Origin of the sequence: Pseudoduganella sp. UC29_71 (assembly GCF_042693265.1) — a bacterium.
Lineage (GTDB): Bacteria > Pseudomonadota > Gammaproteobacteria > Burkholderiales > Burkholderiaceae_D > Rugamonas.
Map to the genome: position 1 here is coordinate 2824527 of NZ_CP170549.1, position 21703 is coordinate 2846229.

Here is a 21703-nt window from a genome sequence, read left to right on the forward strand (position 1 = left end):
AGCGGAAAATGTCCCGCCGCCACTTGCGTCTGCATAAGTTGTTGGGTCGATGCTTTCGCCTCGCGGCACTGAGCATTCTGACGCGCCAGCCCCCCCACGAACCCGCAGCCTGGGTTTTCGCCCGCGATTTCTTCAAGCGTACATCAACTCGCGCAGGGGCGAAAAACCGGGCCATCCACCGCCAGCGGCGGTTGGTGTGCGTGCGATACGCCGCCTACGATCAGCGTAGAATTTCAATTTTTCCCGTTAGGAGCAACCCCATGCTCGATCTTTCAACTCAGGAACGCGGTTTGCTGATCAGGCTAGGCGCTCTGATCGTTGACGCAGAGGGCGAGGAGGTGCTGGCCGGGCTGACCGTGGCAGAATCGAACTTTCTCGTCGCGCAGCGCTCAGGCCCGATACTTGCCGCAGAGCAGGCAGAGCATTGGCTGTACCAACAAATTCTGGAAGCGCATTTGCGGGCGCGGCTGGCTTTGCTGTCGAGGCGGCTCGACTACTTGCTTGCCAAATAGCGTACTAAACTCGCCATCTGTTGTGTTTTCCCTGTCCTGCAGGCAAACCGGCCTATACAGTTCGACTAATTGGGCGCATGCTGCATAGGCCCATGGCCATGTGCGATCCTGTCGGTTGCCCATGCAGCGAGGAGACTGAGGATGGACACAGCAACCGGCAGCACAGACGCCATTTCCCCATCGACGCCTGCGCAGCCTTGCGGCACGGCACCACGAAGGCAAGCCACGCCGGCACAGCGGCGTTGGAACACTTGGCTTGGCAACCAACAGCCGCGCCAAGGCATTGTCAACGACGACACCATGCACGGGCCCGTCCAGCGCCAAGAGTGAGCGCGAGAGGCACTTGAAACGCGCACGACCGGATGTTCTTGTCGGCCCCCAGGTCACACTCCGAGGCGAGGCGTACGATGGACATCAGGACCACAGCAGAACCGACGGTCCCGCCAGGCGCTTTGCAGCTTGCCAAGCAAAAGGCTCATCAGGAATTAGCGCTTGAGGCGGGCTTGGATGGAACCTTCCCAGCCGATGGTCCCGTGGACATTTCTGTTTCCAAGCCATCGACCAGTCCACTGTTGTGGCCACGCGTCCGCCTGCGTGCGCGGTCCGGGTGTATATTGGTGACCGAAGCGGTTCGTCCGCCCACGCCGTCTTGCAGATTGCCGGCGTCGGCAGCGGCAAGACATCCTTCTAAGAAGACCATGCTCCGGCCAAGGCGGCTGACCGGCTCGCCGCTTGCAGAGCGCCACCTTCGTGCAAGTCAGGAGGAAGCGATGTCCGAAACCGATCTGCGGAGCACACGGATCGCGGCCTGCGCATCAATGCGCAGATTGCAGGCCAAGTGCATGCCGCACTGTCTATTGCTGCACTCGACGGGATCGGCCGGGCCCTGGATTACATGCGACAGCGTCGGGTTGACCAGTACGTGGCGATCAAGGTGCTCACGTCACCGCATTTTGATCGCCAGCACGTGTGTGACTTAGCGAACTGGGTCCCCGTGCCGGCGACCCACTTGCGTGCAACACGCTACCCGGCACTCCCCCAACCACTGCCGCAGTAAAAATAATTGTCACCGGCAGGTGGCCCTTTCACCGTCCCCCCTGCGCAGGCTTGCTCTACCAGCGCTACCACTACGCATGGCTGGCAGGTGGGCATCCTATTGTTGCAACCACATCAGAAGAGGAAACATGAACGATGCAAAACATGCGGCATTCACCGAGCGACGCTTCCCTGGCAACTATCGGCTGGAGTATGGCTCCCATGCGGGATCGAAGCCGGGCGAATGGTTCGGCACATTTCGCGTTTGGAAGGGCGACATCAGCATTGCGGACGCGACCCTGAACACGCCCTGCGGCGACCCCGGCATGGCACAAACCATGGCGCACAACGTAGCCCTAGGCATGATGGAGACGGACAAGCTGGACTGAGCTCGTTGGCCCTCCCCCCTGGACGCCAGCCATGCCGGCCTGCGAGCTGGCTAACGTGGCAGCCGGCCGCACGAGCAAGCGCACTTTGCGTGGCGCAGCCCATTGTGCGGGCAGTCGCCTGGACGTTGAAAGGGTACGCCAAAGCGGAGAAAGTGTAGTTGCGCTGATGGGCCACCGGGTTGCGCAAGACACAAGGAAAGAGGTCAGTCCCCCCCGGTGCGCCTGAACACCTACGCTAATGAACGTGGCGCCAAGCAGGATACGCGTACACTCGAATGACGCGCTTGTCGCTGGTACGGTTTAGCACGACAGTCGGCCATCCATGGCACGCTTCCCATTGCGAATGTGCGCCACATTAGCCCATGCTAGCGCGCATCCGCCAAAGCTGCCGTGCCCTCGAAGCAGAACATGGGCCGCACCTGACGCGGCGGCCGCAGGACCATCTTCCTGCAGGAGAAGCATCATGGATCACATCAGTCTAGACAAGGCCCTTTGGGTCGCCGACATACTCGATCGCGGCAAAGAACTGGTACTTGCCTCCATCCGTCCGGATGGTACACCGCATGCCAGCACGGTTAGCTACGCCAGCGACGGCCTACGCACCTACTGTGCCATTTCACTCGATAGTCAGAAAGCCCACGACATCCGGGAGCACGCCAACGTCGCCTACGCCGTCAACACACCCTACCATTCGTGGGCCGACATTCGCGGCGTGTCGATCGACGCCAAGGCCAGCATGCTGCACAAGCCGCGCGAGCTTCGCCATGCCAGCGAGCTGCTGTTGAAAAAATATCCTGAGTTTTCCGGCGTGATCTCCGATACTACTGCCTTGCCGTGGCCAGGCATGCTGTTCATCATGCTAGAGCCACTATTCGTTTCAGTGCTGGACTATTCCAAGTCCTTCGGCCACACCGAGTACTTTGCCGTGGACCTGGGCCGGCTGGCAGAGGTTGAGCTATGAGCCGCGTAGGGACGGATGGCGATGCGTGCCAACGCGAGCACGACGAACAGGCACAGCGCATCGAAGAATCCCTGCTGCTGCAACGTGCGTGGGGCACCGGCATCGCTTCCTGCTATCTGCAATACCACCGCGTCGCGGCACACACGGCGCTGCCGGTACTGCTGAGGTTACCGCATCGGCTCCACATTGCAGCGCCCGGCCCACCATGAGACGCGCCCGGGGCGGCCAGTTGCAGGGTATGAAACCGCTGCAGAACAACAGGTTGGACATCGGGGGACGGCCCGGTGGTCAATGGTCACCGGAGGGGCGAGTTCATGCGCCCCAAACGCGGGCGCGTTTGGCGGTGTTGTTCCCGGAGAGCACCTTGCAGGTGGCACGGTGCGATAAAGTGCCGAAGCGCGCGAGACTGCAGTATAGTGAACTGAGTGCGGCCGGCGCGTTGCCGCGCGCGGCGGTTCAGTGCGACGGCCGTGTTGCGCAGCGCGCTAGCGGTATTGATGGGGAAGGCAACGATGTGCGCAGGCGCCATGTATCCCGATGCGATCCTGGATTGGTTGGAGGCGTGCCCTGCGCCGGAGCCGGTGCAGCGCGTACAAACACTGTGGCAGACCGTCAGCGACGAACTGTCCGCGCTGCTAGGGGCGCAAGGTGTCGCGACGCTCCTTGGACGCTGCCTGGGCATGTGCCAAGACGCCTTTCCCTGGCTGCAAGCGGCCGACGGCTCAGGTACGATGCCAGTGGACTGGCGGCAACTGGCGAGCAGGATGGTCGGGCAGCCACCGGCCGCTGTGCTGGCGGCCAGCCGGATGCTGTTTGTGACGCTGCACGATCTGTTGCTGGAGTTGATCGGCGCGTCGTTGACCGCCGGCGTGCTCGAAGCCGCGTGGGGCGAATGCAAGCGGCGCCTGCCATCGGGACCGTGCCATTGACCGCAATCTCGTTGCTCCCTATAAGAACTCATCATGGATCCTGACAATGACCGCAACGCCGCCAACGAGCGCCGATTCGGCGGGCGTGAGGGCGGCCAGGACCGCCGTGCCGCCGGCAAGGCGCGGGAACGCGTCACCGTCACACGGGAAGATCAGGTGGCGGCGCGCGAAACAGCGGTGCGCGCACGGGAACATGCCGCCAGCCTGCGCGATATCACGAGCCGGCAGCGCGAGGCGGCGGTGGCGCACCGCGAGAACCGGGCGGCCAATCTTGAACGGCATGTGCGCGAGGCGGGCGACGTGCAGCAGGCGCTCGAGCTTCACATGGTGCGGCTACGCCAGGCAAATGAACACCTGGTCATCACGGCGCTGCAGGCGCAGACCATGACGGAAGCGGTGCAACTGGCCAAGGACCAGATGGTGCACATGGTGCACCACGACTTCCTGACCGGCCTGCCGAACCGCGCCTTGCTGATGGAACGGCTGGGGCAGGCAATCGCCATCGCGCGGCGCCAAGGCGCGCGGCTGGCCGTGCTGTTTGCCGACCTGGACCGCTTCAAGGTGGTCAACGACTCGCTCGGGCACGCGGCCGGGGACTTGCTGCTCCAAACCGTCAGCCAGCGCCTACTGCAGGTGATCCGAGCGAGCGACACCGTTTGCCGGCTGGGCGGCGACGAATTTGTGGTGGTGCTGACGGAAGTGGCCAATGAACGGGCGGTGTCGGAAATTGCCGACAAGATGCGGCGTGCCATCGGCGAGCCATACCAGCTAGGCGGCCTTACGGCCTATATCGGCGTGACGATCGGCGTCAGCGTGTTCCCGGACGATGGCGGGGACGCCGAGAGCCTGATCCGCAACGCCGATGTGGCCATGTACCATGGCAAGCACAGCGGGCGCGATACCTGCAACTTCTTCCGCTCACAGATGAATGCGCGTGCCAGCGAGCGTCAGCGCACCGAGGCCGATTTGCACCAAGCCCTGCAGCGCGGTGAGTTTGAACTGCACTACCAGCCCCGGATCGCGCTGGAGAACGGCAGGCTTACCGGTGCGGAAGCGCTATTGCGCTGGCACCACCCGCTGCTCGGTGATGTGCTGCCGTTGCGCTTCATTCCGGTTGCCGAGGAGTGCGGCCTGATCGTGCCCATCGGCCGCTGGGTGTTGCGCGAAGCATGCAGCCAGGCCATGGCATGGCGCGGTGCCGGTCTGGTTTGCGGCGTCATCTCGGTCAACCTGTCGGCGCTCGAATTTCGCCATCCCGACTTTCTGGCCAACCTGCGCACCATCCTGGCCGACAGCGGTTTGCCGCCAGGCCAGCTGGAACTGGAAATTACCGAAGGGGTGCTCATGCGCGACGCCGATGCCAGCGCGGCCGTGCTGCGCGAGCTCAAGCAGATTGGCGTGCTGTTGGCCGTCGACGACTTCGGCACCGGCTATTCCAGCCTCAGCTACCTGAACCAGTTCCCCATCGATGTGCTGAAGATCGACCAGTCCTTTGTCCGCGACATTGGTGTGGCGCCGGGTGGCGGCGTCATCGTCAGTGCCGTCATCGCCATGGCAAGCAGCCTTGGCCAGCGCGTGGTGGCCGAGGGCGTCGAGGACGCAGCGCAGCTGCAATTCCTGCGTGCGCGCCGGTGCGACGAGGGCCAGGGCTTCCTGTTCAGCCGGCCGTTGCCAGCCGATCAGTTTGCCCAGCTGCTTGCGCGGCCCGGCGCGCGCGTCGCGTAAGCGCTGGCCAGCGCATGCGATACCTGACCTGCGCCATGCCGTTCGCCTATACACGGTCGGCCACGACAACGATTGCTATACCCCGCCCCTCTTGCTATGGCAATTAACGATAAACGGCACCAGTGGATACAGCGCTGCGTGATGCACCGCTCCAAGGCGGCAGTGGCACACAACGTCGTGCTGTGGCAACAGCTGGCTAAGCAGTTGTGCCCGATTATCGGCGATGGCGCATTTGACGCGCTGTTCGCGCGTAGCGTGCATCTGGCCAGCACGGCCCATCCCTGGCTGCGAACAGGCGACGGGGTGGCCCTCGAACGCTGGTATGCCAGCCTGGAACAACACCCTGACGAGGCCGATGCAGCGAGCATTGCCTTGCTCATTATTTTCACGGACACGCTGACCTTGCTGATCGGAGAATCGCTGACCACTGCCATCTTGCGCTCGGCCTGGGGTCCGGACGTTGTCGACACCGCCGCTAAGGGAACCGAAACATGAATAACAAAGTCAACATCCAGCGCCTGAGCACGGGGGTGCCCGGCCTGGACGAGCTGCTCGGCGGGGGCATACCCGAATACTCATTCAACCTGCTGGCTGGCACGCCGGGCAGCGGCAAGACGACGCTGGCGCACCAGATCATGTTCTCGCTGGCAGGCCCCGAGCGGCGGGCCTTGTTCTTCACGGTACTGGGCGAGCCGCCGTTGAAAATGCTGCGCTACCAGCAACAGTTTGCGTTCTTCGACCTGGCCAAACTGAATCATTCGGTCAAGTTCGTCAACCTGGCGGCCGAACTGCTCGAGGGGGACTTCGAACGCGTGTTGGCGCGTATTGCCGATGAAGTACGGGAATTCGCTCCCAGCTTGGTGTTTGTCGACTCCTTCCGTTCGGTGGCCCAGTCGGCCCGCGCCATGGAACAAGGCGGTGCGGGTTTGCAGAAATTCGTGCAGCGTCTGGGCATGCAGATGACCAGCTGGCTGGCCACCACCTTCCTGATTGGCGAGTACCTGGCGCCGGAGGCGGAATCCAGTCCTGTCTTCACCGTCGCCGATGGCATTATCTGGATGTCGCAACTGGTCCAGCGCGACACGTTGCTGCGCAAGATCCAAGTGGTCAAAATGCGCGGCCAGGCGCAAAGCCTGGGCGTGCACACGTTCCGCATTTGCGACACCGGCGTGGAGATCTTCCCGCGCGCGATGATCCAGGAAGGCGCCGCAGCGACCATCGCCAGCAACGTCCGCTTGTCCATGGGCGTGCCGGAACTGGACACCATGCTCGGCGGCGGCTTGCCGGCCGGCTATTCCATGCTGGTGGTGGGACCGTCGGGTTCGGGCAAGTCGGTGCTCGCCACGCAGTTCTTGAGCGAGGGCGTGCGGGTGGGCGAAGCTGGCGTCATTGCGGCCTTCGAGAAGAGCCCCAACCAGTTGCTGAGCCGGCAGCTCGATGCCCTGATCGAAAGCGGGCGGGTCGGCATGATCAACACGCGCACGCTGGACTTGTCCATCGACGCGGTGCTGGCCGACATGGTGGCGCTGATCAAACAGCTGGACGCGAAACGCATGGTGATCGATTCCCTGTCCAGCTTTGAACTGGCGCTGGCATCGTCGTCGCGCGACGACTTCCGGCAATCACTGTACCGGATGGTGGCAGTGCTCACGGCGATGGGCGTGACGGTCCTGATGACGGCCGAACTGGAAGATCGTTATGATCAACTGAGCTTCAGCTCCTACGGCAATGCCTTCCTGGCCGACGCCATCATCATGCACCGCTACGTCGAGCTCGATGGACAGTTCAAGCGCGTCCTTTCCGTGGTCAAGGTGCGCGCAAGCGCGCACAGCAAGGATATCCGTTTCTACGACATCGGCAGCGCAGGCATGAAAGTCGGCCCTGAACAACGCCAGTTCCAGGGAATACTGACCGGTAGGCCGGTCGCTCCGATAACATCACAGCACATTGACGACGTTGCGGCGGAACCCTAGCCATTCGCTCACAGCTGCGTTCGGCGTTCTGCTGCCCTGTCGCCCACGGCTCCTGAAAATCGGGTAGGCGCCCATCAGAAAGCCTGCCGATCGCACGCCTACCGCCAGTCTGGCCGAGTGGAAAAATAACAACGCCCCCACTACCAATCAACAAGCCACCAAGCGGGCCCATATCAGCTTGCACCATCGCACGGGCCAGTGCGCGGGAGTAATATCTGCTTATGCTGCTCATTGGGTAAAAAAGCCATGCCGTTGCCGCACGGATAAATGGATCGCTTTGTGCCGCTCGCTGGGGGAAATGCGACGATGTCGCACGAGGTCATTCATACACTGGGCAGTACCAGCTACTTCGTCTTCATGCTGCTCTTCGTCTGGACCAGCCGGATTCCGCGTACCAATCCGGGGGCCAGCTCGTGGGCGGCCTTAGTATCATGCGCCCTGCTCGCCCGTCTAAGCCTGTTCTTCCTGACGTACGGGCCACCCCAGAAGATGCCACTGGCGGTCTACGTGGTCTTCAACGTCCTGGAGTAGCCTTTCCTGCTGACCGGCCTGACCCGCTTCCTGAATCTGGACACCAAGACCGGGCGGTTCTGGTTGGCCGCGTTGGCCGCCGAGCTATCGCTGCTTGTCGCGCTGGTGGCGGATCTGCCCCCCCTTTGCGCGCGCCATGGGATACTGCACCGTCAACGCGGCGCTCATTTACTACCTGGGCTGGATCGCCATGCGCCAGCGCGCCGGCTTCCCACGCTGGCCGCTGGCGGTGGCTCAACCGCCAGTGTCGCACTGACCGCACACTGGCTGGCCGCGCCCGCCCTGATCGAACTGTTCCCGAGCTGGTCCGGGAACGCGTTTTTGCTGGGAACGGTGCTGGTGCTGGCGCTGTACTTCGTGCTGTTGACAGCGGTGCTGTCACAATTCCAGACCAGGCTGATGGACGCGGAATCGAAGGCGCTGGAACTGGCCGTCCAGGACCCGTTGACCGGCCTGCACAACCAGCGCTCTATGACCGCACTGTTCGACCAGGCGCTGGTACTCGCCACCCGCCCGCACCACGTCGTCGCGGTGTACTCCATCGATCTCGACAATTTCAAGCCCATCAACGGCACGGCGGGCCACGCGGTGGGCGACAAGATGCTCAAGGCGGTGGCCGCGCGGCTCAAGGGCAGCACCAGGCGCACCGACATCTGCGCCCGGGTCGGCGCCGACGACTTCGTCGTCATCGCCACGCAGCTCGACGACGAGGTGCAGGCTACCGAGATCGCGCGGAAACTCCTGGCACGGCTGACGGAGGGCATAGCGGTCAACGGCAAGCAATACGCGCTGGGCGCAAGCATCGGCGTGGCCCTCTATCCCAAGCACGGCCGCAGCCTCGCCGAGCTGTTCCAGTGCGCGGGCCACGCCATGTACCACGTCAAGCGCAACGGGAAGAGCGGTTGCGAGGTCTTCGGCGGTGCGCCCCCATGCATTCCGCTATCCGATTGCAGTGAACCGTGAAGGGGACTGGCGGCGCTGTTCGTTTTCAGTAGCTGAACTACACATCGGCCCCGAGAAAGCCGCCATACCGGCCGGTCTCCAAACGAAGTATTGGCCGCCTACCGCTGTCACGATACCGATCAACACAACCAGCAGGGAAGCAATCTGCCGCACACACTCACGCGCACACTGGCGATCAAGTTTGAAACAGCTGATGATTGCCCCCATCCCTACGCCAGTGCCGCATTGGCAGCGTCATTGTGGGACCTTCGTTGGCGTCGAACCCTACCAAAAAGCCCAGCGCACGGGCGAGGCAAAGCATGCGTTCATTGTCCTGCAATGCGGTACCGCGCACCTCAACGAGGCCGCGCGCCTTGCAATAGTCAAGCAGGCACTCCATGAGCAGCCGTCCCAGCCCACCACATTTCAAGTCGGTGCGCACGGTGACGGCAAACTCACCGCAGATATTGTCCGGGTCAATCGCCACCCGCGACACGCCTAATGTTTCGGACTGGCCGCCGGCGTCGGTGCGGACCGCCACGAAGGCCATCTCGCGCGCATAGTCGATTTGCGTGAAACGGGCGAGCTGCGCGGGTGACAGCTCACGCAATGCCCCAAACATGCGGAAATGTATGTCCTCGGTGCTGAGCGCGGCGAAGAAGACTTGATGGGCGGGGCCGTCCTCGGGCCGGATGGGCCGTATGCACAGTTCTTCGCCCCGCCATGGTACGCTGCGCGCCAGCTGGTCCGGGTACGGCAAGATCGCCAGTCTGTCATACCCTGAAACGCCAGCTGCGACTGGCGCCAAGCGGATGCGCGCATCAAGCGCCACGACGCCGGCGCTGTCGACCAGCAACGGGTTGATGTCAAGCTCGGCCAACTCGGGAATGTCCGCAGCCAGCTGGCCCAGCCGGATCAGCACATCATACAGCGCCGCAAGGTCGGCGGGCGGGCGGTCGCGGTAGCCAGCGAGTAGCCGCGCCACACGGGTGCGTCCGACCAGATCGCCTGCCAGCACGCGGTTCAGCGGTGGCAGCGCGACCGCTTGGTCGGCAGTTACCGCCACCGCAACCCCGCCTTGGCCAAACAGCACCACTGGGCCAAACACCGGATCGGCGGTGATACCGGCCATCAACTCGCATGCCTGCGGACGCCGAACCATGGCCTGCACCATGTAACCGGCCAACTGTGCGCCAGGTTGATGAAGTTCCAGCCGTTGGCGGATGCCGGCCATGGCCGTTTTCAGCATACTCGCATCGGCAATATCGAGCACCACGCCGCCAACATCGGACTTGTGGCTGATGACCGGCGCATGGAGTTTTAGCGCGACGGGATAGCCTATGCGGGCGGCTGCCGCTATCGCCTCGGCCAAGTTGGCCACCTGCACGGACGGCGCCACCGGTATGCGGTACGCGGCCAGGATGGAGAACGCGTCCTGCGCCGCCATGTGCGTTACGCCACGCGCCAGCAAGGCGCGCACGAGCGTTTGTGCTGCCGTCCTGTCCACCAAGGCGCAAGCCGCAGCAGGAACCTGCATTAGCAGGCGCTGGTTCTGCTGGTACTGCGCCAGATGTATAAAGGCTTGTACCGCCGCTTCGGGCGTGTCGAACACGGGCAGACCGGCATCCAGACACAGCTTGCGCGCATGCGCCACGCTGTCGCCGCCTATCCAGCATGCCAGCACCGGCCGCGCAGCCGCACACATCAGCGGCACCAGCGCTTCCGCGATCTCCGCGCTGCCGACAATGGCGGTGGGGGCATGGATCAACAGCACTGCGTCCGAGGCATCGCCCTGGAGCAGTATTTTGAGCGTATCGGCGTAGCGCGTGGCTGGCGCGTCGCCGATGATGTCAACCGGGTTTCCCAGCGACCACGCGGCCGGCAACACCGCGTCGAGAGCGGAAAGCGTGGCAGGTGGTAACCGTGCGAGCTCTCTGCCTCCCGCGATCAACGCATCCACCGCCAGGACGCCCGGGCCACCGCCGTTGGTCATGATCGCCAGCCGCTCGCCACGCAGCGGCCGTCGCCGCGCCAGCAACACCGCAGCATCGAACAGGTCGGCAGTGCTGTGTACGCGTAACATGCCTGCCCGCCGCAATGCCGCCTCATACACCAGGTCGGCGCCGGCGAGCGCGCCGGTATGGCTAACGGCCGCGTGCGCCGCCTCTGCCGCACGGCCAGCCTTGACGATCAAGGTCGGTTTGCCTCTTGCCGCGCTACGGGCCGCGGACATGAATTTGCGCGCCTCGCGCACGTTTTCCGCGTACAGCAGGATGGCGTCGGTGCCAGGATCACCGGCCAGGTAGTCGAGCAGGTCGCCGAAGTCCACATCGCTGCCGTCGCCCAGCGAAACGAAATGGGAGAATCCAATGCCGCGCGCCCCTGCCCAGTCCAGCAGCGCCATCACCAGCGCGCCCGACTGGGACACAAAGGCCAGCCGTCCCGGCAGCGCGGCGACCGGAGCGACACTGGCGTTCAAGCCGATGCCGGGCACTAGCAGGCCCACGCAGTTAGGTCCCAGGATGCGTAGCAGGTGGGGCCGCGCCGCGTCCAACATGGCCTGAAGCAGGGTGCCGCCGGTGGGCGAAGTCTCGCCCAGCCCTGCGCTCAACACGACGGCGCCGCGGCAGCCGCGCGCGCCCAGCTCGGCGATCAGGCCGGGCACGGTGGCGGCAGGGGTACAGATCACGGCCAGGTCCGGGCCGCCCGGCAATTGGCCAACAGCGGCGTATACCTGCTGCTCGCCAAAGCTGCTGTACTTGGGATTGACAGGATAGATCGCCCCCCCAAAGCCGCCAGCCATGATGTTCCGGTACACGGTGGCCCCTACGCTGCCCGGCCGCTGCGACGCGCCGATCACCGCTACAGACCGTGGTGCGAACAGGTATTTCAGGTTGCGGACGCTCATACATGCCTTGGTTGGGGGCGGTACCGGGCAGGGCCTGTCCAGAGTTCGCTACGCGGCGAAAGCCAGAGAGAGGTCAGGGCGTGATGGCCACTTTCAACACTCCGTCGCGCTGGTTTGCAAACAAGTCGTAGGCGTATTCGATCTCATCGAGCTTGAAACGATGGGTCACCATGGACTCAAGATTGACGCGTCCGGAGGCGACAACATTCATCAGGCGGCGCATGCGCTCTTTGCCGCCGGGGCAAAGCGTAGTTACAATCCGGTGATCGCCCAGTCCGGCCGCGAAGGCATCCAAAGGGAGCGAGAGTTTGCCGGAATAGACGCCAAGGCTCGACAGGGTTCCGCCCGGCTTGAGCGCGCGCAGGCATTGCTCGAACGTTGCCTGGCTCCCCAGCGCCTCGATTGCAACATCCACGCCGCAGCCCCGTGTCAGTCGCATGATTTCCGTCAGCGGATCAGTTTGCGTGTAGTCGATGGTGATGTCCGCACCCAACGCCCTGGCCATGTCGAGTCGCCCCCGCACCCCGTCGACAGCGATGATCATGCTGGCCCCGCGCAGCTTGGCGCCAGCCGTCGCACACAGGCCGATCGGGCCTTGAGCAAAGATGACGACGGTATCGCCGATCTTTATGCCGCCGCTTTCAGCGCCACCGAAGCCGGTGCTCATGATGTCCGGACACATCAAGACCTGCTCATCGGTCAATCCGTCAGGGATCGGCTCGAGATTGCCCATGGCATGGGGGACCAGCAGATACTCGGCTTGGCAGCCGTCGATCGTATTGCCGAAGCGCCAGCCCCCCGCCGCCTTGCCGCCGCATTGGGAAGGATGTCCGTCGAGGCATGTGTGGCATTGGCCGCAGGGTGTGATGGCGCCCACTACCACGCGCTGTCCTACCGTGTACCCTTCCACGCCGGCACCGATTTCGGTGACGACGCCGACTGGCTCATGGCCGATGGTCCTGCCCGCATCGACGGGAAACTCGCCCTTGAGAATATGCACATCGGTTCCGCAAATCGTTGTTGTGGTGATCTTCACCACAACGCTCCCGGGGCCCGCAGCGGGAATCGGTTTGGGGACAAGCGATATCACGCCAGGTCGGACATACACCGCCGCTTTCATTGTGCGCATTGCAGCCTCCTTGTGGACCAGTGTCATGGTACACCGCAAGTGCACCGTGTCCCGCTGACATGTCGCGCGACTTACCTGAATTTGCACAATTTGACATGTTCGATTCGGATCAAAGGACTTAACGACAGGACTGCCGTATGATCGGACGACCATTGACGGTTTTCTGCTTTTCATCAGGCATGGATTCGCGGACCTGTTCTGCCTGGAAGGCACCCAGCTTGCGACCGCGTTTTCAGTAATGATGCGAATCTTTCGGTTGTGCCCAGGCAAAGGAGTCCGAGTGATAATCGTTGCCACTCATTCTTACCGTCCCATGAATCAGCAAAACTGGCCGCAGCATCCCTGGCATTCGATGGACTCGGCCGCCACCGTGGAACGGTTGAGCAGTAACAGGCAAACGGGGTTGTCTTCTGACACAGCTGCCCAGGCGCGCCATCGAGTACGGACCAAAGGCGTTGGCGCAGACGGCGCGGCGCTCTACGTTGCTGCTTTTTCCGCGCCAGTTTCTCAGCCCGTTTGCGCGTTTGCGCCTCGGGAACCGACGGCGGTCACGAGGTTTGAGGTAGCGCAAAGCGGCGAGGCGCCGAGCCGGTAGGATCGGCGCATGGATATTCGATTACATAGACTTTGTCTGGTCGCGCAATCGCTGCGGGATATGCACGGCGTCTACTATGCCGCTTGCTTCCTCTTCGGCAATGGCGTAGACATCGAGCTTGCGCTGGCCGCTCTGGTGCATAAGCGGCCGAGCTAGCGAAACGGTTGCCTGCGCCTATGCTGATTAGCGTGGGGGTAGCCTGAGGCGATAGCACTGGCTCAACGCGCAAGCTGGGAGCATGCAAAAATGTTAGTGAACTGGGCCACGCGGATGACGATGCGCCGCTGCGGCGCGCCGCAACCTATAGCCGGATCTCGACAGCGCAGCGCAGCGCTCAGCGTCGCCAAAGGAGGCGTGCTGTCACGCATACGCATCGGTGTCGCCGCCATCGTGGACTCAGCGCTGCGACGCGGGGAGGTTGCTACGATGGTCAAATCGGCGGCACAAGCAGGCATTATCCACACCTGGGTGCCGGCATGAACCCTACCAGCATAGGCTACTGCGCCGTCACCTATACCCGCATGTCCACCGACAGCCAATGTTGTTCCATTGAGCACCAGTTGTCCTTTATCGCGCACTACGCGCAGATCAACGGCATCACCATTGTGCATCATTATAGCGATGCCGGTCGTAGCGGACTGAACTTGCAGGGCCGGCCCGGCCTGCGCCAACTGCTCGCCGACGTGCTGGGGGGCAGCCGGGACTTCAGTCTGATTCTGGTTTATGACGTTAGCCGCTGGGGCAGGTTCCAGGATGTCGACGAGGCCGCGCACTACGAGTTTTTGTGCCGCCAGGCTGGCGTCGACACCGTGTACGTGGCGGAGTCGTTCCTGGCCGATGCGTCCCCCTACGCCGCCATTGTCAAGAACCTGAAACGGACCATGGCCGCCGAGTACAGCCGCGACCTGTCCGATAAGGTACATCGGGCGCTGTGCCGGTTTGTCGCAGGGGGATTCAAGGCCGGCGGTGTCGCGGGGTACGGCCTGCGCAGGATGTGCGTCACGCTTGAGGGCAAGGACCGGCGCCTGCTGGAACCTGGCGAACGCAAGGCCGCAGTGACCGACCGGGTACGCCTTGTCCCGGGGCCGCCCGAGGAAATTGCCACCGTGCGTGAAGTCTACCGCTTGTACCTGGAAGAGAAACAGGGCGATAGCGCCATCGCGCGCATGCTGACCGAGCGTGGCATCGTGAACCGGTTCGTCACCGAGTGGAATAGTTACAACGTCCGGAACATTCTCACCAGTGAAAAATATGCCGGGGCGCTGGTTTATAACCGCAGCAGCGCCAAACTGGCCACACGGCGTGTTGCTACCGAGCCAGAACAGTGGGTGCGCCTGGAAGGCGGGGTGGGCGCCATTGTGAGTCGCGAGACCTTTGCCGCCGCACAAACGGAACGGGCACGGCGACAAACGATGCCGATGCGGGAGGCGATCCTTGCGCGCCTTGCCGCACTTTACCAAGAGCGCGGTGCCATGAGCGCACGCATCATTACCGCCGAGTCCGCACTGCCGAACCCGAACTACCTGCGCGGCCTGTTCGGCGCGCTTAGCCACGCGTACCAGCTGGCAGGCGTCCCGCAGCAGCGGACACGCCGTGGCGCGCTGTCGAAGGGCGCGGTAATGCAACTGCGGCGCGAGCTGCTACTCCAGGTCGAAGCGACCGCCGTGCAAGCGGGGGCGCACATAGCGCGGGGGCGTGGCAGCAGTCTCATCATCAACGACACGGTGACGGTGAAGGTCGCCGTTGCGTGCTGCCGACATGATACGGCAACGCTGATGCGATGGAGCATGACGCTCAAGACGCGCTTTCCGTGCGACTTTGTCCTGTACGCCATCCTCGACCAGGACAATGCCGATATCGCCAGCTACTACCTGCTTCCCGTGCGGCACTTTACCCAGAAGAGCATCTGGATTCGTCCTGAGCTCGCGGCGAATTTCGGGCAGTTTCGCCATGCGACGCTGGCGTCGGTGTTCGGCCTACCCTTGGCAGGGTGAGCGATGCCCCACGCGGTCCGATTCGGCGCCGCAATCGACCTGCGTGGACGGTACAAGCATCCCGTCTGCACGAGCGAGGCCTTCGCCGCGCAGCCGGCCCGACTGCAGGCTGGGGGTCCTCAAGCGGCCCCCTTGGCTTTCAGGCGGATAGGCAGCAGCGAGCCTCGGTTTGGCCGGAATGCGCTGACACTGGCGCAAGCATGCGTGTCTGTTTCGTGCGGACGAATCGGTGTATGCTCATGCCGATGGCGTTCAACGCACCATTGGGTCCTCATCCATCGCACAGATCGGATGCCCGCCCCTGTTACAGAATTGCACGCCATCGACATCCTTGTACATGCGTGCTTCGCCCCCCCGTTCACGGGATTGCCAAGCCGGCGAAGCGCCTTCTCCATGAACCAGGTGAAGAGCGATGCCCGAACTCAGACTTACAGCACACCCGAATTGCCAACTGCGCCTGGATACGCATATTGCGCATGAGGTAGATACCGCCCTATTGATCGCTGCCACTGACGGAATAGGCCGGGCGCTCGATTACATGAAACAACATGGGGTCGAGCACGACATCGCTGTCAGGGTGCTGGCAGCGCCGCATCTCCACCGCAAGCCCATCCAAGAATAGATGCCGCGCAATACCCAGGCCGATTGTCCACCCGAGCGCGCACTGCGGTGACGCGGGATAGAAGAGGGCGGCAAGTCTGCGCCGCCCTCTCCTGTTTTCCCAATTTGAGGCCGACCTTTTTCGTCGGCCCATCCACGGCTATGCCCATGCGGGCCTGGCCAGGATGCCAATTGCCGCATCGGCCCGTGCGCAGGCGTAGCCCTGCTGCCACAGGCATGCCAGGGCACCGTCCAGCGCAAAGAGCGCCGGCATCGCCCGGACGCCGGCGACGTAGGCGGCGTATCCCTGGCGCGCCGTACGGCGAAACAAGGCCGCCAATTCCGCCGTGCCGTCCACCGGATTGCACGACGGCCTCCAGTTCGCGCGCCACTGCTCCAGCGCAATCCACTCGTCCAGTCCAGGGACAACCTCGCCTTCCTGCGACGCGCCGGCCCCGTCGCGCGAGCGTGCGTTGGCTGCACTATCGACACTCACCATGCTCGGTTCCCTCCATCACCTTCAGTTCGTCCCAGGCTACGCCGCCGTAGTCGCGGCAAATGTCCCTGGCCGAGCACAAGGAACCATCGTTCAAATTGCAAAAGCAGATGCAGGTGCGGTTGGTGCGGATGAACGGCGTACCGTCCCGCGCCCGCAGCCGCCTGCCCGGCCTCAGCTCCTCCAGCCACGCCAACAGCGGCGCGCATAGCGCGTCGTACCGCGCGATCGCCCCGCCCCCTTGTCGTTGCCACTCCATGCGTTTCATGATGACCTCCTTCTTCGCATGCTTGCCCGTTCGCGGCAAAAGCGCCGATCCGCCGCGTTCGGCGGTTGAACACGCCGGAATCCATGCCTACCATGGTTACCAGCGAACCGTGCCCGCGCAAGCGCGCCTGCACCGCATTTCCATCAACAGCTCACGCCACGGCAAAGACCCATGCTGCGACTAGGACCCCATATTCGCCTGACCCAGGCCGAGATCGACTACCTGACCCACATCACCGGCTTCGCCCCCGGCCCGATCCGGCGCCTGGACGATCTGCACCGCTACATCAACAAGTGCAAGCGCCACTACTGGGGCACCTCCAGGGCCACCCGAACACTGCACCGGATGATCGACGATGCCTATCTCGGGTGCCTGGAGGGCCACCAGCTAGCGGCCGTCTGAGCCGGCCCGCGCCTGCGCTTCCTCCGGCGCCGGCATGGCACGCGTCGAGCGCTTGCCCAGCTTGCGCAGCTGACCGGCCGCAGGTTCGTCGCGGCGAGCGAACAGCACCGCGCCGGCGTCGACGCAGAACCGGCCACCGCGCTTCAACGCGGCGAGCGGCATGCCGAACAGCCCGCGCGCCAGCTTGCGCAGTACCCTACCGACCGCCTGCGCCCGCTGGCGCCGCTCCTTCTCCCGGCGCAGCGACTGACGGCAGCGCAGGTACAAGCCGGCGTGCTGCCGCCGGGCCTGCTCGTCCTGATCCATATGCGCGATGAGCTCGGCCGCGATGGCCGGATCACCGGCGCACCGGTAAAACTCCGCCCACACCCGCTCCTCTTCGCGGCCCATGCGGCGCACGCTGCGCTCGCTGCGATCCCATTCCTTGCTCATGGTGACCTCCATAAAATATGGCGCGGCACCAGGCCCTCGCGGGACATCGATGCCCCGCCGGTTCAACACACAGTCCATCCTCTTTCATTTCCACGGCGGCGCCAGCTGCGCCACCGATCACCCGGGCGGCAAGCGATCCGTCTACGGCTGGCCCCGGAACATGTCGCCGTCCTCGTGACCGCAAGCGCGGCAGCAGACCTCCCAGTGCTGGTTGAGGGCACCGTCGGCCGTTTCCCAACGGCGGTAGCGCGCGCCCGGCTGGGCGCAGGCCGGACAGACGTCTTCATACGACACGTCCTCCAGCGCATATCCCTCCGGCTCGACGCACCCGCCATACACAACCGTGCTCATGGCAATAGTGCGCACGCGCATGACAGCAGCCGCGCGATCAGTGCGCCCAGGGCGCCAGGCGCGGGCGTGCTCAGCAGGACAGCTTTGCTGGCCACGAACGCGTCGCCGCGTACGCGCCAACGCTCCAGCGCGATGGCCGTGCGCGGCAGGACCGTCTTCTTCGCGCGCGGCGATCCGGCGTCAACGCCGTCCAGCAACGCGCATACGGGGCGCGATGGGCGCCCCTTTTCATCCATGTGGAACATGGTGCCTCTCCTTTTCTACGTGAAAGCGGAGACGGCCATTCCCATGGGCGGGAAGCGTCCCGCCGTGCGCCGGAACGGCGCCACTGGGTGAGCCCGCGCAAGCGGGCGAAAAAAAGGCCCGTGATTCTGACGAATCAGGGCCTCAACCAAGAAGCGCGACGTGCCGCTCCCACCAACGCTGATACTAAGTACCAGCGCCAACCTATTGGCAATACAGAGACGATCCTGCACAGGCAGCGCAGGGTCATGCCGGCAGCAACACCGGCAAGATGAAGACGGGTGACGACCGCAACGCCTTGTTCAGCCAAGGTCCCGGACAGGCACCGCGATGGCGCGCCCCGGGAGCAGTGCGGGAACGATTCCCACAATAAGCGTCTTCATCATTGCATCAGGCTGCGCCTATTTCAAGGCACTCTGGGTGCGCCGTGCACCGCAAAACCCGCGCACGCACCGGTATCATTTGCTGCCCACAGTACACTCTGGCAGCCGCGTTGCCGCCGCGCGTGCCGGCCTGCCAACGTCTGCTTGCAACACCGGTGCCTTACCGGCCGATCTGTTTCAGCGAGCCGGCGCGGTACCAAGCCACTCCTGATTTGAAGGCGATCCGTTGTGCCCCAGCGGGGAATCGATGAGCGGATCGCGGTTGCCCTGCCGCTCCAAGATGGCGTGATTGCGATGCCGCTCATACGCCGTCGGCGGGAACCGCCGGTGCCGGGACAGCAGGTGTCGATCCGGTCGGGCGCCTATTCCGCGACCGTCGCGCTGAGCTTGCCAAGATGGCGCTGCAGGATGCACAGCGTGGCGCGCGGGCGTATGTCATCTGCGGATGCCCCGCATTGGCCGTTCGGCCGGGTCGCCCGAGTGCGAGGCAGGTTACTCCATCGAGGCCGCAGCGCCCGAATGCCGGGAAGCGCGGTGACAATTCAATCGATTCGGAGGCCTTGCCGTCGGCCATACTGTTGGCTCAGCGCAATGAAAGGGAGCATGGATGAGCAGGGTAATCATGACAGCCGACGCCAACAACAAACGGTACATCGTGGTGGCAACGGACACCCTCGTCCCCGCCAATACTCTTCATCCCGCAACGATTCCGACGCTTCGCCGCCGCATTCACAAACTGAAGGGTAGCGACGTCGAGGTGCAGGCTTTTCGCGACAGTAACACGTGCTACTTCGGTTCATCGATCTGTCCTCGGCGGTAGTCAGGCTCGACATCATTCCATAGATGAGGGGCCGTCTTTGCCGTGTGCAGCAACGTCGCTCCGGCAGACGGCGACAGCGCCAACGCGCCGCCTGTTTGGCAGGGGCGCGCACGCTGATCGGCAGTGTGCGCAATGAAACTATGTCCTGCATACAAATGTGCGCAGACTGGACTATACTTTTGATATCAACTGTTGGTCATTTGTGAGGACACTCATGGATGAGTTCTGTGAAGGCGACCTCGTCTGTCTCAAGTGCGGCGGTCCGGAAATCGAGGTGGTGTGCACGGTGGAGGCGTACCCTTTTCAAGATGGGGCCGGGCCAGCAGTATTTTGTCTTTGGGAAGGCAAGCACTTCCGTATCGAACAGGCCTTCCCGCCCTATGCGCTTGAGCGAGTGGGCCGCGCCCATCCGTCTTACGCCCGGCGCCGCCATCCGCGCTAATTCGGAGCGTTCCTTGCAGTCCCGCAGCACAGCCGGCGGAAGTTCAATAGAAAAAGCGACCACCCAAGTTGCGTCGGGAGCGCTGCGGATGCGCCCCCTCCGCGTGCCATTGTTATGGGGTCAGCTCTTGCGCCCTCATCCACGCCGCTTTTGCGCAAAGATACGATCCGCCAGCGGGGTGCATCTGATCGCCTGCACAGGCCGCTTGGCCGCGCGCGGCGACGGCCAGCTGCAGTTGAGCCGTGCGGGGCGGCAATCGAATGGGGCGGACGCTAGAATTTTCTTTCAGCAAGGAGGGGATATATGATGCGGGGCCACGAGACACGCTACGAGGGCTGGACGATCTACACGTCGATGCGGGAAGACAAGTCCGATGGCTGGCGACCGGGCGACGCCATCGTGTATGCGGGAATTGCCATCGCGACACCGGAAGGCTCGGCGATCCAGTCCGGGCTGTGGTCGTCCCTGCTTGAGCAAAAGATCCCGCCGATTGGTGAACGCGCGTTCCAGGACGACCAGCTGGGACACAAAACACTGCTTGGGGAGATGCGGGGCCAGATCGAGTCCTTGCGAAAGTAGTCCCGCTACTCCCCGCGCCTGCCGATCACGCAGTCGGTATTGTTCTGCGGGCCCCGCGTGACCGAACGCTGCTGCCCCGCACAAGCTGTGCAGGCGCGCACGGCACAGACATCGGCGGCCGGTGCCGAAACCTCGGCGCCCCCGCTTCTTGCGTTTGCGCGCGAGCGCGATCGAAGAGCATGATAAGCTAGCCTTTCTCGTGGCGGAGGCCCTATGCTGAACGATCCCGATTTACGCAACGTCAACGAAAGCGCCACTGGCGACTTCATCGCTTTCGAGCTATTCGACGCCGACACTTGGCGGGCATTTCACATCAGCCGCACTGCCCTGGATATACTGGGCGCCGGCCAGAATTTGCCGCCGATGGACGCGTTCGAGAACAATCTTGATCGCATCAAAGGCGTCGCATTCAACGCGCACAAGGCAGGAAACGGACTCACTGTCCTGAGCTCCGACAACTTCGAATAAGCTGACGCCGGTTGTCGACTTGGCCGCCATCGTCCCCCCCCGTCCATTTTTGATTACCCGCAAGAATGGGGGATTATCGGGGGAACGCCAGAGCATCAGTAATTCAATGTAATCTTCTCACTATGGCGAGTCATACTTGGGGCAAAATAGTCCCTCGTCCCGCTCCAGCCGTTCAGCAAGCCGGGCTGCGTGACTTGGAGAATCTGCGACCACATCATCAAATCCTATTATGGTTCGCCCATTGACGACCTTGATGAATTGCACACGCAGCTCTAGCATTTCGTCCAAAATTCGGACGGCAGCACCCACTGATGGCAGGAACTTCAATTCCAACTCGCCCGTCACATTTCCATACGGGTGGTTTGGCAATTCGAAGATCGAAAAATCGATGTCATATTCCATGGGTTTGGGTCTCCAGGTGTAAACAGGGTCATGTCTCGTCCGGCCCGATAAACCCCTTTTCCATGTGCGCGGGACGACCAAAGTAGTCACGGACAGCTGCTGTGATGGCCGTTACGTAAGCGTCGGCCTTGGCGATGTGGCTCTTGCCGGTGCCGGGCTTGCCGATGAACAAACGTCGCATTCGACGCTCGCAC

Annotated in this window: 24 protein-coding genes; 16 read left to right on the forward strand and 8 right to left on the reverse strand. The window is 63.2% G+C overall.

The genetic code is table 11. The annotated features are described in order from the left end of the window. Positions 1 to 260 precede the first annotated feature (260 nt). From ACFJI2_RS12285 to ACFJI2_RS12325, 9 genes are all read left to right on the forward strand, one after another. Entirely contained in the window at positions 261 to 512 is a 252-nt protein-coding gene (locus tag ACFJI2_RS12285; RefSeq protein WP_377705270.1) for a hypothetical protein, read from the forward strand. Positions 513 to 1696: 1184 nt separating this feature from the next. Further along, complete coding sequence (locus ACFJI2_RS12290) at positions 1697 to 1936, forward strand: hypothetical protein (RefSeq protein ID WP_377705271.1); 240 nt, start codon at positions 1697 to 1699, stop codon at positions 1934 to 1936. Between the two features lie 463 nt (positions 1937 to 2399). Next, positions 2400 to 2897, forward strand: coding sequence for a pyridoxamine 5'-phosphate oxidase family protein (locus tag ACFJI2_RS12295; protein ID WP_377705272.1), 498 nt, complete (start codon positions 2400 to 2402; stop codon positions 2895 to 2897). Positions 2898 to 3424: 527 nt separating this feature from the next. Then, positions 3425 to 3826, forward strand: a complete 402-nt coding sequence (locus ACFJI2_RS12300; protein WP_377705273.1) for a hypothetical protein — start codon at positions 3425 to 3427, stop codon at positions 3824 to 3826. A gap of 33 nt (positions 3827 to 3859) precedes the next feature. Further along, positions 3860 to 5551: a putative bifunctional diguanylate cyclase/phosphodiesterase gene (locus ACFJI2_RS12305; RefSeq protein WP_377705274.1), complete on the forward strand. Its 1692-nt coding sequence runs from the start codon at positions 3860 to 3862 to the stop codon at positions 5549 to 5551. Positions 5552 to 5692: 141 nt separating this feature from the next. After that, positions 5693 to 6046 carry a hypothetical protein gene (locus ACFJI2_RS12310; RefSeq protein ID WP_377705275.1) on the forward strand — a complete coding sequence of 118 codons (354 nt, stop codon included), beginning with the start codon at positions 5693 to 5695 and terminating at the stop codon, positions 6044 to 6046. Beyond that, positions 6043 to 7524, forward strand: coding sequence for an ATPase domain-containing protein (locus ACFJI2_RS12315; RefSeq protein WP_377705276.1), 1482 nt, complete (start codon positions 6043 to 6045; stop codon positions 7522 to 7524). The genes ACFJI2_RS12310 and ACFJI2_RS12315 overlap by 4 nt, the downstream gene beginning before the upstream one ends. Before the next feature lie 267 nt (positions 7525 to 7791). Further along, a complete protein-coding gene (locus tag ACFJI2_RS12320; RefSeq protein ID WP_377705277.1) occupies positions 7792 to 8055 on the forward strand; it encodes a hypothetical protein in 264 nt (87 codons plus the stop codon). A 63-nt stretch (positions 8056 to 8118) separates the two neighbouring features. Beyond that, a complete protein-coding gene (locus ACFJI2_RS12325; protein ID WP_377705278.1) occupies positions 8119 to 9018 on the forward strand; it encodes a diguanylate cyclase domain-containing protein in 900 nt (299 codons plus the stop codon). 175 nt (positions 9019 to 9193) lie between these two features. Here ACFJI2_RS12325 and ACFJI2_RS12330 read toward each other — a convergent pair whose 3' ends face one another. Further along, on the reverse strand, positions 9194 to 11905 hold the full coding sequence (locus tag ACFJI2_RS12330) for a bifunctional acetate--CoA ligase family protein/GNAT family N-acetyltransferase (protein WP_377705279.1): 2712 nt from the start codon (positions 11903 to 11905) through the stop codon (positions 9194 to 9196). A gap of 73 nt (positions 11906 to 11978) precedes the next feature. Next, positions 11979 to 13034, reverse strand: a complete 1056-nt coding sequence (locus ACFJI2_RS12335) for an NAD(P)-dependent alcohol dehydrogenase (protein ID WP_377705280.1) — start codon at positions 13032 to 13034, stop codon at positions 11979 to 11981. A 604-nt stretch (positions 13035 to 13638) separates the two neighbouring features. Between ACFJI2_RS12335 and ACFJI2_RS12340 the strand changes: the two genes are divergently transcribed. Together ACFJI2_RS12340 and ACFJI2_RS12345 are read left to right on the forward strand one after the other, a co-directional pair. Continuing rightward, a complete protein-coding gene (locus tag ACFJI2_RS12340; protein WP_377705281.1) occupies positions 13639 to 13785 on the forward strand; it encodes a hypothetical protein in 147 nt (48 codons plus the stop codon). 320 nt (positions 13786 to 14105) lie between these two features. After that, positions 14106 to 15623 (forward strand): recombinase family protein, encoded by a 1518-nt coding sequence (locus ACFJI2_RS12345; protein ID WP_377705282.1) that lies wholly within the window; start codon positions 14106 to 14108, stop codon positions 15621 to 15623. A gap of 760 nt (positions 15624 to 16383) precedes the next feature. Here the strand turns inward: ACFJI2_RS12345 and ACFJI2_RS12350 are convergent. Beyond that, positions 16384 to 16722, reverse strand: coding sequence for a hypothetical protein (locus ACFJI2_RS12350; protein WP_377705283.1), 339 nt, complete (start codon positions 16720 to 16722; stop codon positions 16384 to 16386). Between the two features lie 59 nt (positions 16723 to 16781). Here ACFJI2_RS12350 and ACFJI2_RS12355 point away from each other — a divergent pair, with 59 nt between their 5' ends. Both ACFJI2_RS12355 and ACFJI2_RS12360 read left to right on the forward strand, forming a co-directional pair. After that, positions 16782 to 17171, forward strand: coding sequence for a hypothetical protein (locus ACFJI2_RS12355; protein ID WP_377705284.1), 390 nt, complete (start codon positions 16782 to 16784; stop codon positions 17169 to 17171). Then, entirely contained in the window at positions 17159 to 17389 is a 231-nt protein-coding gene (locus tag ACFJI2_RS12360; RefSeq protein ID WP_377705285.1) for a hypothetical protein, read from the forward strand. The genes ACFJI2_RS12355 and ACFJI2_RS12360 overlap by 13 nt, the downstream gene beginning before the upstream one ends. Here ACFJI2_RS12360 and ACFJI2_RS12365 read toward each other — a convergent pair. From ACFJI2_RS12365 to ACFJI2_RS12375, 3 genes are all read right to left on the reverse strand, one after another. Then, on the reverse strand, positions 17375 to 17821 hold the full coding sequence (locus tag ACFJI2_RS12365; RefSeq protein ID WP_377705286.1) for a hypothetical protein: 447 nt from the start codon (positions 17819 to 17821) through the stop codon (positions 17375 to 17377). The two genes, ACFJI2_RS12360 and ACFJI2_RS12365, sit on opposite strands and share 15 nt — an antisense overlap. 347 nt (positions 17822 to 18168) lie before the next feature. Then, positions 18169 to 18417 carry a hypothetical protein gene (locus ACFJI2_RS12370; RefSeq protein WP_377705287.1) on the reverse strand — a complete coding sequence of 83 codons (249 nt, stop codon included), beginning with the start codon at positions 18415 to 18417 and terminating at the stop codon, positions 18169 to 18171. Positions 18418 to 18975: 558 nt separating this feature from the next. After that, a complete protein-coding gene (locus ACFJI2_RS12375) occupies positions 18976 to 19212 on the reverse strand; it encodes an endonuclease (RefSeq protein WP_377705288.1) in 237 nt (78 codons plus the stop codon). Between the two features lie 208 nt (positions 19213 to 19420). On the opposite strand from ACFJI2_RS12375, the gene ACFJI2_RS12380 reads away from it, so the two are divergent. The 3 genes from ACFJI2_RS12380 to ACFJI2_RS12390 all read left to right on the forward strand — a co-directional run bounded on the left by ACFJI2_RS12380 (position 19421) and on the right by ACFJI2_RS12390 (position 21107). After that, positions 19421 to 19618 carry a hypothetical protein gene (locus ACFJI2_RS12380; protein ID WP_377705289.1) on the forward strand — a complete coding sequence of 66 codons (198 nt, stop codon included), beginning with the start codon at positions 19421 to 19423 and terminating at the stop codon, positions 19616 to 19618. 745 nt (positions 19619 to 20363) lie between these two features. Further along, positions 20364 to 20639: a hypothetical protein gene (locus ACFJI2_RS12385; protein WP_377705290.1), complete on the forward strand. Its 276-nt coding sequence runs from the start codon at positions 20364 to 20366 to the stop codon at positions 20637 to 20639. A gap of 213 nt (positions 20640 to 20852) precedes the next feature. Next, the gene (locus tag ACFJI2_RS12390; protein ID WP_377705291.1) at positions 20853 to 21107 is read left to right on the forward strand and encodes a hypothetical protein; all 255 of its coding nucleotides are present in this window, start codon (positions 20853 to 20855) and stop codon (positions 21105 to 21107) included. A 120-nt stretch (positions 21108 to 21227) separates the two neighbouring features. Here the strand turns inward: ACFJI2_RS12390 and ACFJI2_RS12395 are convergent, their stop codons facing one another. Then, complete coding sequence (locus ACFJI2_RS12395) at positions 21228 to 21509, reverse strand: hypothetical protein (RefSeq protein WP_377705292.1); 282 nt, start codon at positions 21507 to 21509, stop codon at positions 21228 to 21230. Between the two features lie 28 nt (positions 21510 to 21537). After that, positions 21538 to 21690 (reverse strand): hypothetical protein, encoded by a 153-nt coding sequence (locus ACFJI2_RS12400; RefSeq protein ID WP_377705294.1) that lies wholly within the window; start codon positions 21688 to 21690, stop codon positions 21538 to 21540. Positions 21691 to 21703 lie beyond the last annotated feature (13 nt).

Excerpts from the sequence above, each read along its gene's own strand:
- ACFJI2_RS12285 (WP_377705270.1), top strand. The coding sequence starts at position 261 with ATGCTCGATCTTTCAACTCAGGAACGCGGTTTGCTGATCAGGCTAGGC.
- ACFJI2_RS12290 (WP_377705271.1), top strand. The coding sequence starts at position 1,697 with ATGAACGATGCAAAACATGCGGCATTCACCGAGCGACGCTTCCCTGGC.
- ACFJI2_RS12295 (WP_377705272.1), top strand. The coding sequence starts at position 2,400 with ATGGATCACATCAGTCTAGACAAGGCCCTTTGGGTCGCCGACATACTC.
- ACFJI2_RS12300 (WP_377705273.1), top strand. The coding sequence starts at position 3,425 with ATGTATCCCGATGCGATCCTGGATTGGTTGGAGGCGTGCCCTGCGCCG.
- ACFJI2_RS12305 (WP_377705274.1), top strand. The coding sequence starts at position 3,860 with ATGGATCCTGACAATGACCGCAACGCCGCCAACGAGCGCCGATTCGGC.
- ACFJI2_RS12310 (WP_377705275.1), top strand. The coding sequence starts at position 5,693 with ATGCACCGCTCCAAGGCGGCAGTGGCACACAACGTCGTGCTGTGGCAA.
- ACFJI2_RS12315 (WP_377705276.1), top strand. The coding sequence starts at position 6,043 with ATGAATAACAAAGTCAACATCCAGCGCCTGAGCACGGGGGTGCCCGGC.
- ACFJI2_RS12320 (WP_377705277.1), top strand. The coding sequence starts at position 7,792 with ATGGATCGCTTTGTGCCGCTCGCTGGGGGAAATGCGACGATGTCGCAC.
- ACFJI2_RS12330 (WP_377705279.1), bottom strand. The coding sequence starts at position 11,905 with ATGAGCGTCCGCAACCTGAAATACCTGTTCGCACCACGGTCTGTAGCG.
- ACFJI2_RS12335 (WP_377705280.1), bottom strand. The coding sequence starts at position 13,034 with ATGCGCACAATGAAAGCGGCGGTGTATGTCCGACCTGGCGTGATATCG.
- ACFJI2_RS12340 (WP_377705281.1), top strand. The coding sequence starts at position 13,639 with ATGGATATTCGATTACATAGACTTTGTCTGGTCGCGCAATCGCTGCGG.
- ACFJI2_RS12345 (WP_377705282.1), top strand. The coding sequence starts at position 14,106 with ATGAACCCTACCAGCATAGGCTACTGCGCCGTCACCTATACCCGCATG.
- ACFJI2_RS12350 (WP_377705283.1), bottom strand. The coding sequence starts at position 16,722 with ATGGTGAGTGTCGATAGTGCAGCCAACGCACGCTCGCGCGACGGGGCC.
- ACFJI2_RS12355 (WP_377705284.1), top strand. The coding sequence starts at position 16,782 with ATGTCCCTGGCCGAGCACAAGGAACCATCGTTCAAATTGCAAAAGCAG.
- ACFJI2_RS12360 (WP_377705285.1), top strand. The coding sequence starts at position 17,159 with ATGCTGCGACTAGGACCCCATATTCGCCTGACCCAGGCCGAGATCGAC.
- ACFJI2_RS12365 (WP_377705286.1), bottom strand. The coding sequence starts at position 17,821 with ATGAGCAAGGAATGGGATCGCAGCGAGCGCAGCGTGCGCCGCATGGGC.
- ACFJI2_RS12370 (WP_377705287.1), bottom strand. The coding sequence starts at position 18,417 with ATGTTCCACATGGATGAAAAGGGGCGCCCATCGCGCCCCGTATGCGCG.
- ACFJI2_RS12380 (WP_377705289.1), top strand. The coding sequence starts at position 19,421 with ATGACAGCCGACGCCAACAACAAACGGTACATCGTGGTGGCAACGGAC.
- ACFJI2_RS12385 (WP_377705290.1), top strand. The coding sequence starts at position 20,364 with ATGATGCGGGGCCACGAGACACGCTACGAGGGCTGGACGATCTACACG.
- ACFJI2_RS12390 (WP_377705291.1), top strand. The coding sequence starts at position 20,853 with ATGCTGAACGATCCCGATTTACGCAACGTCAACGAAAGCGCCACTGGC.
- ACFJI2_RS12395 (WP_377705292.1), bottom strand. The coding sequence starts at position 21,509 with ATGGAATATGACATCGATTTTTCGATCTTCGAATTGCCAAACCACCCG.
- ACFJI2_RS12400 (WP_377705294.1), bottom strand. The coding sequence starts at position 21,690 with ATGCGACGTTTGTTCATCGGCAAGCCCGGCACCGGCAAGAGCCACATC.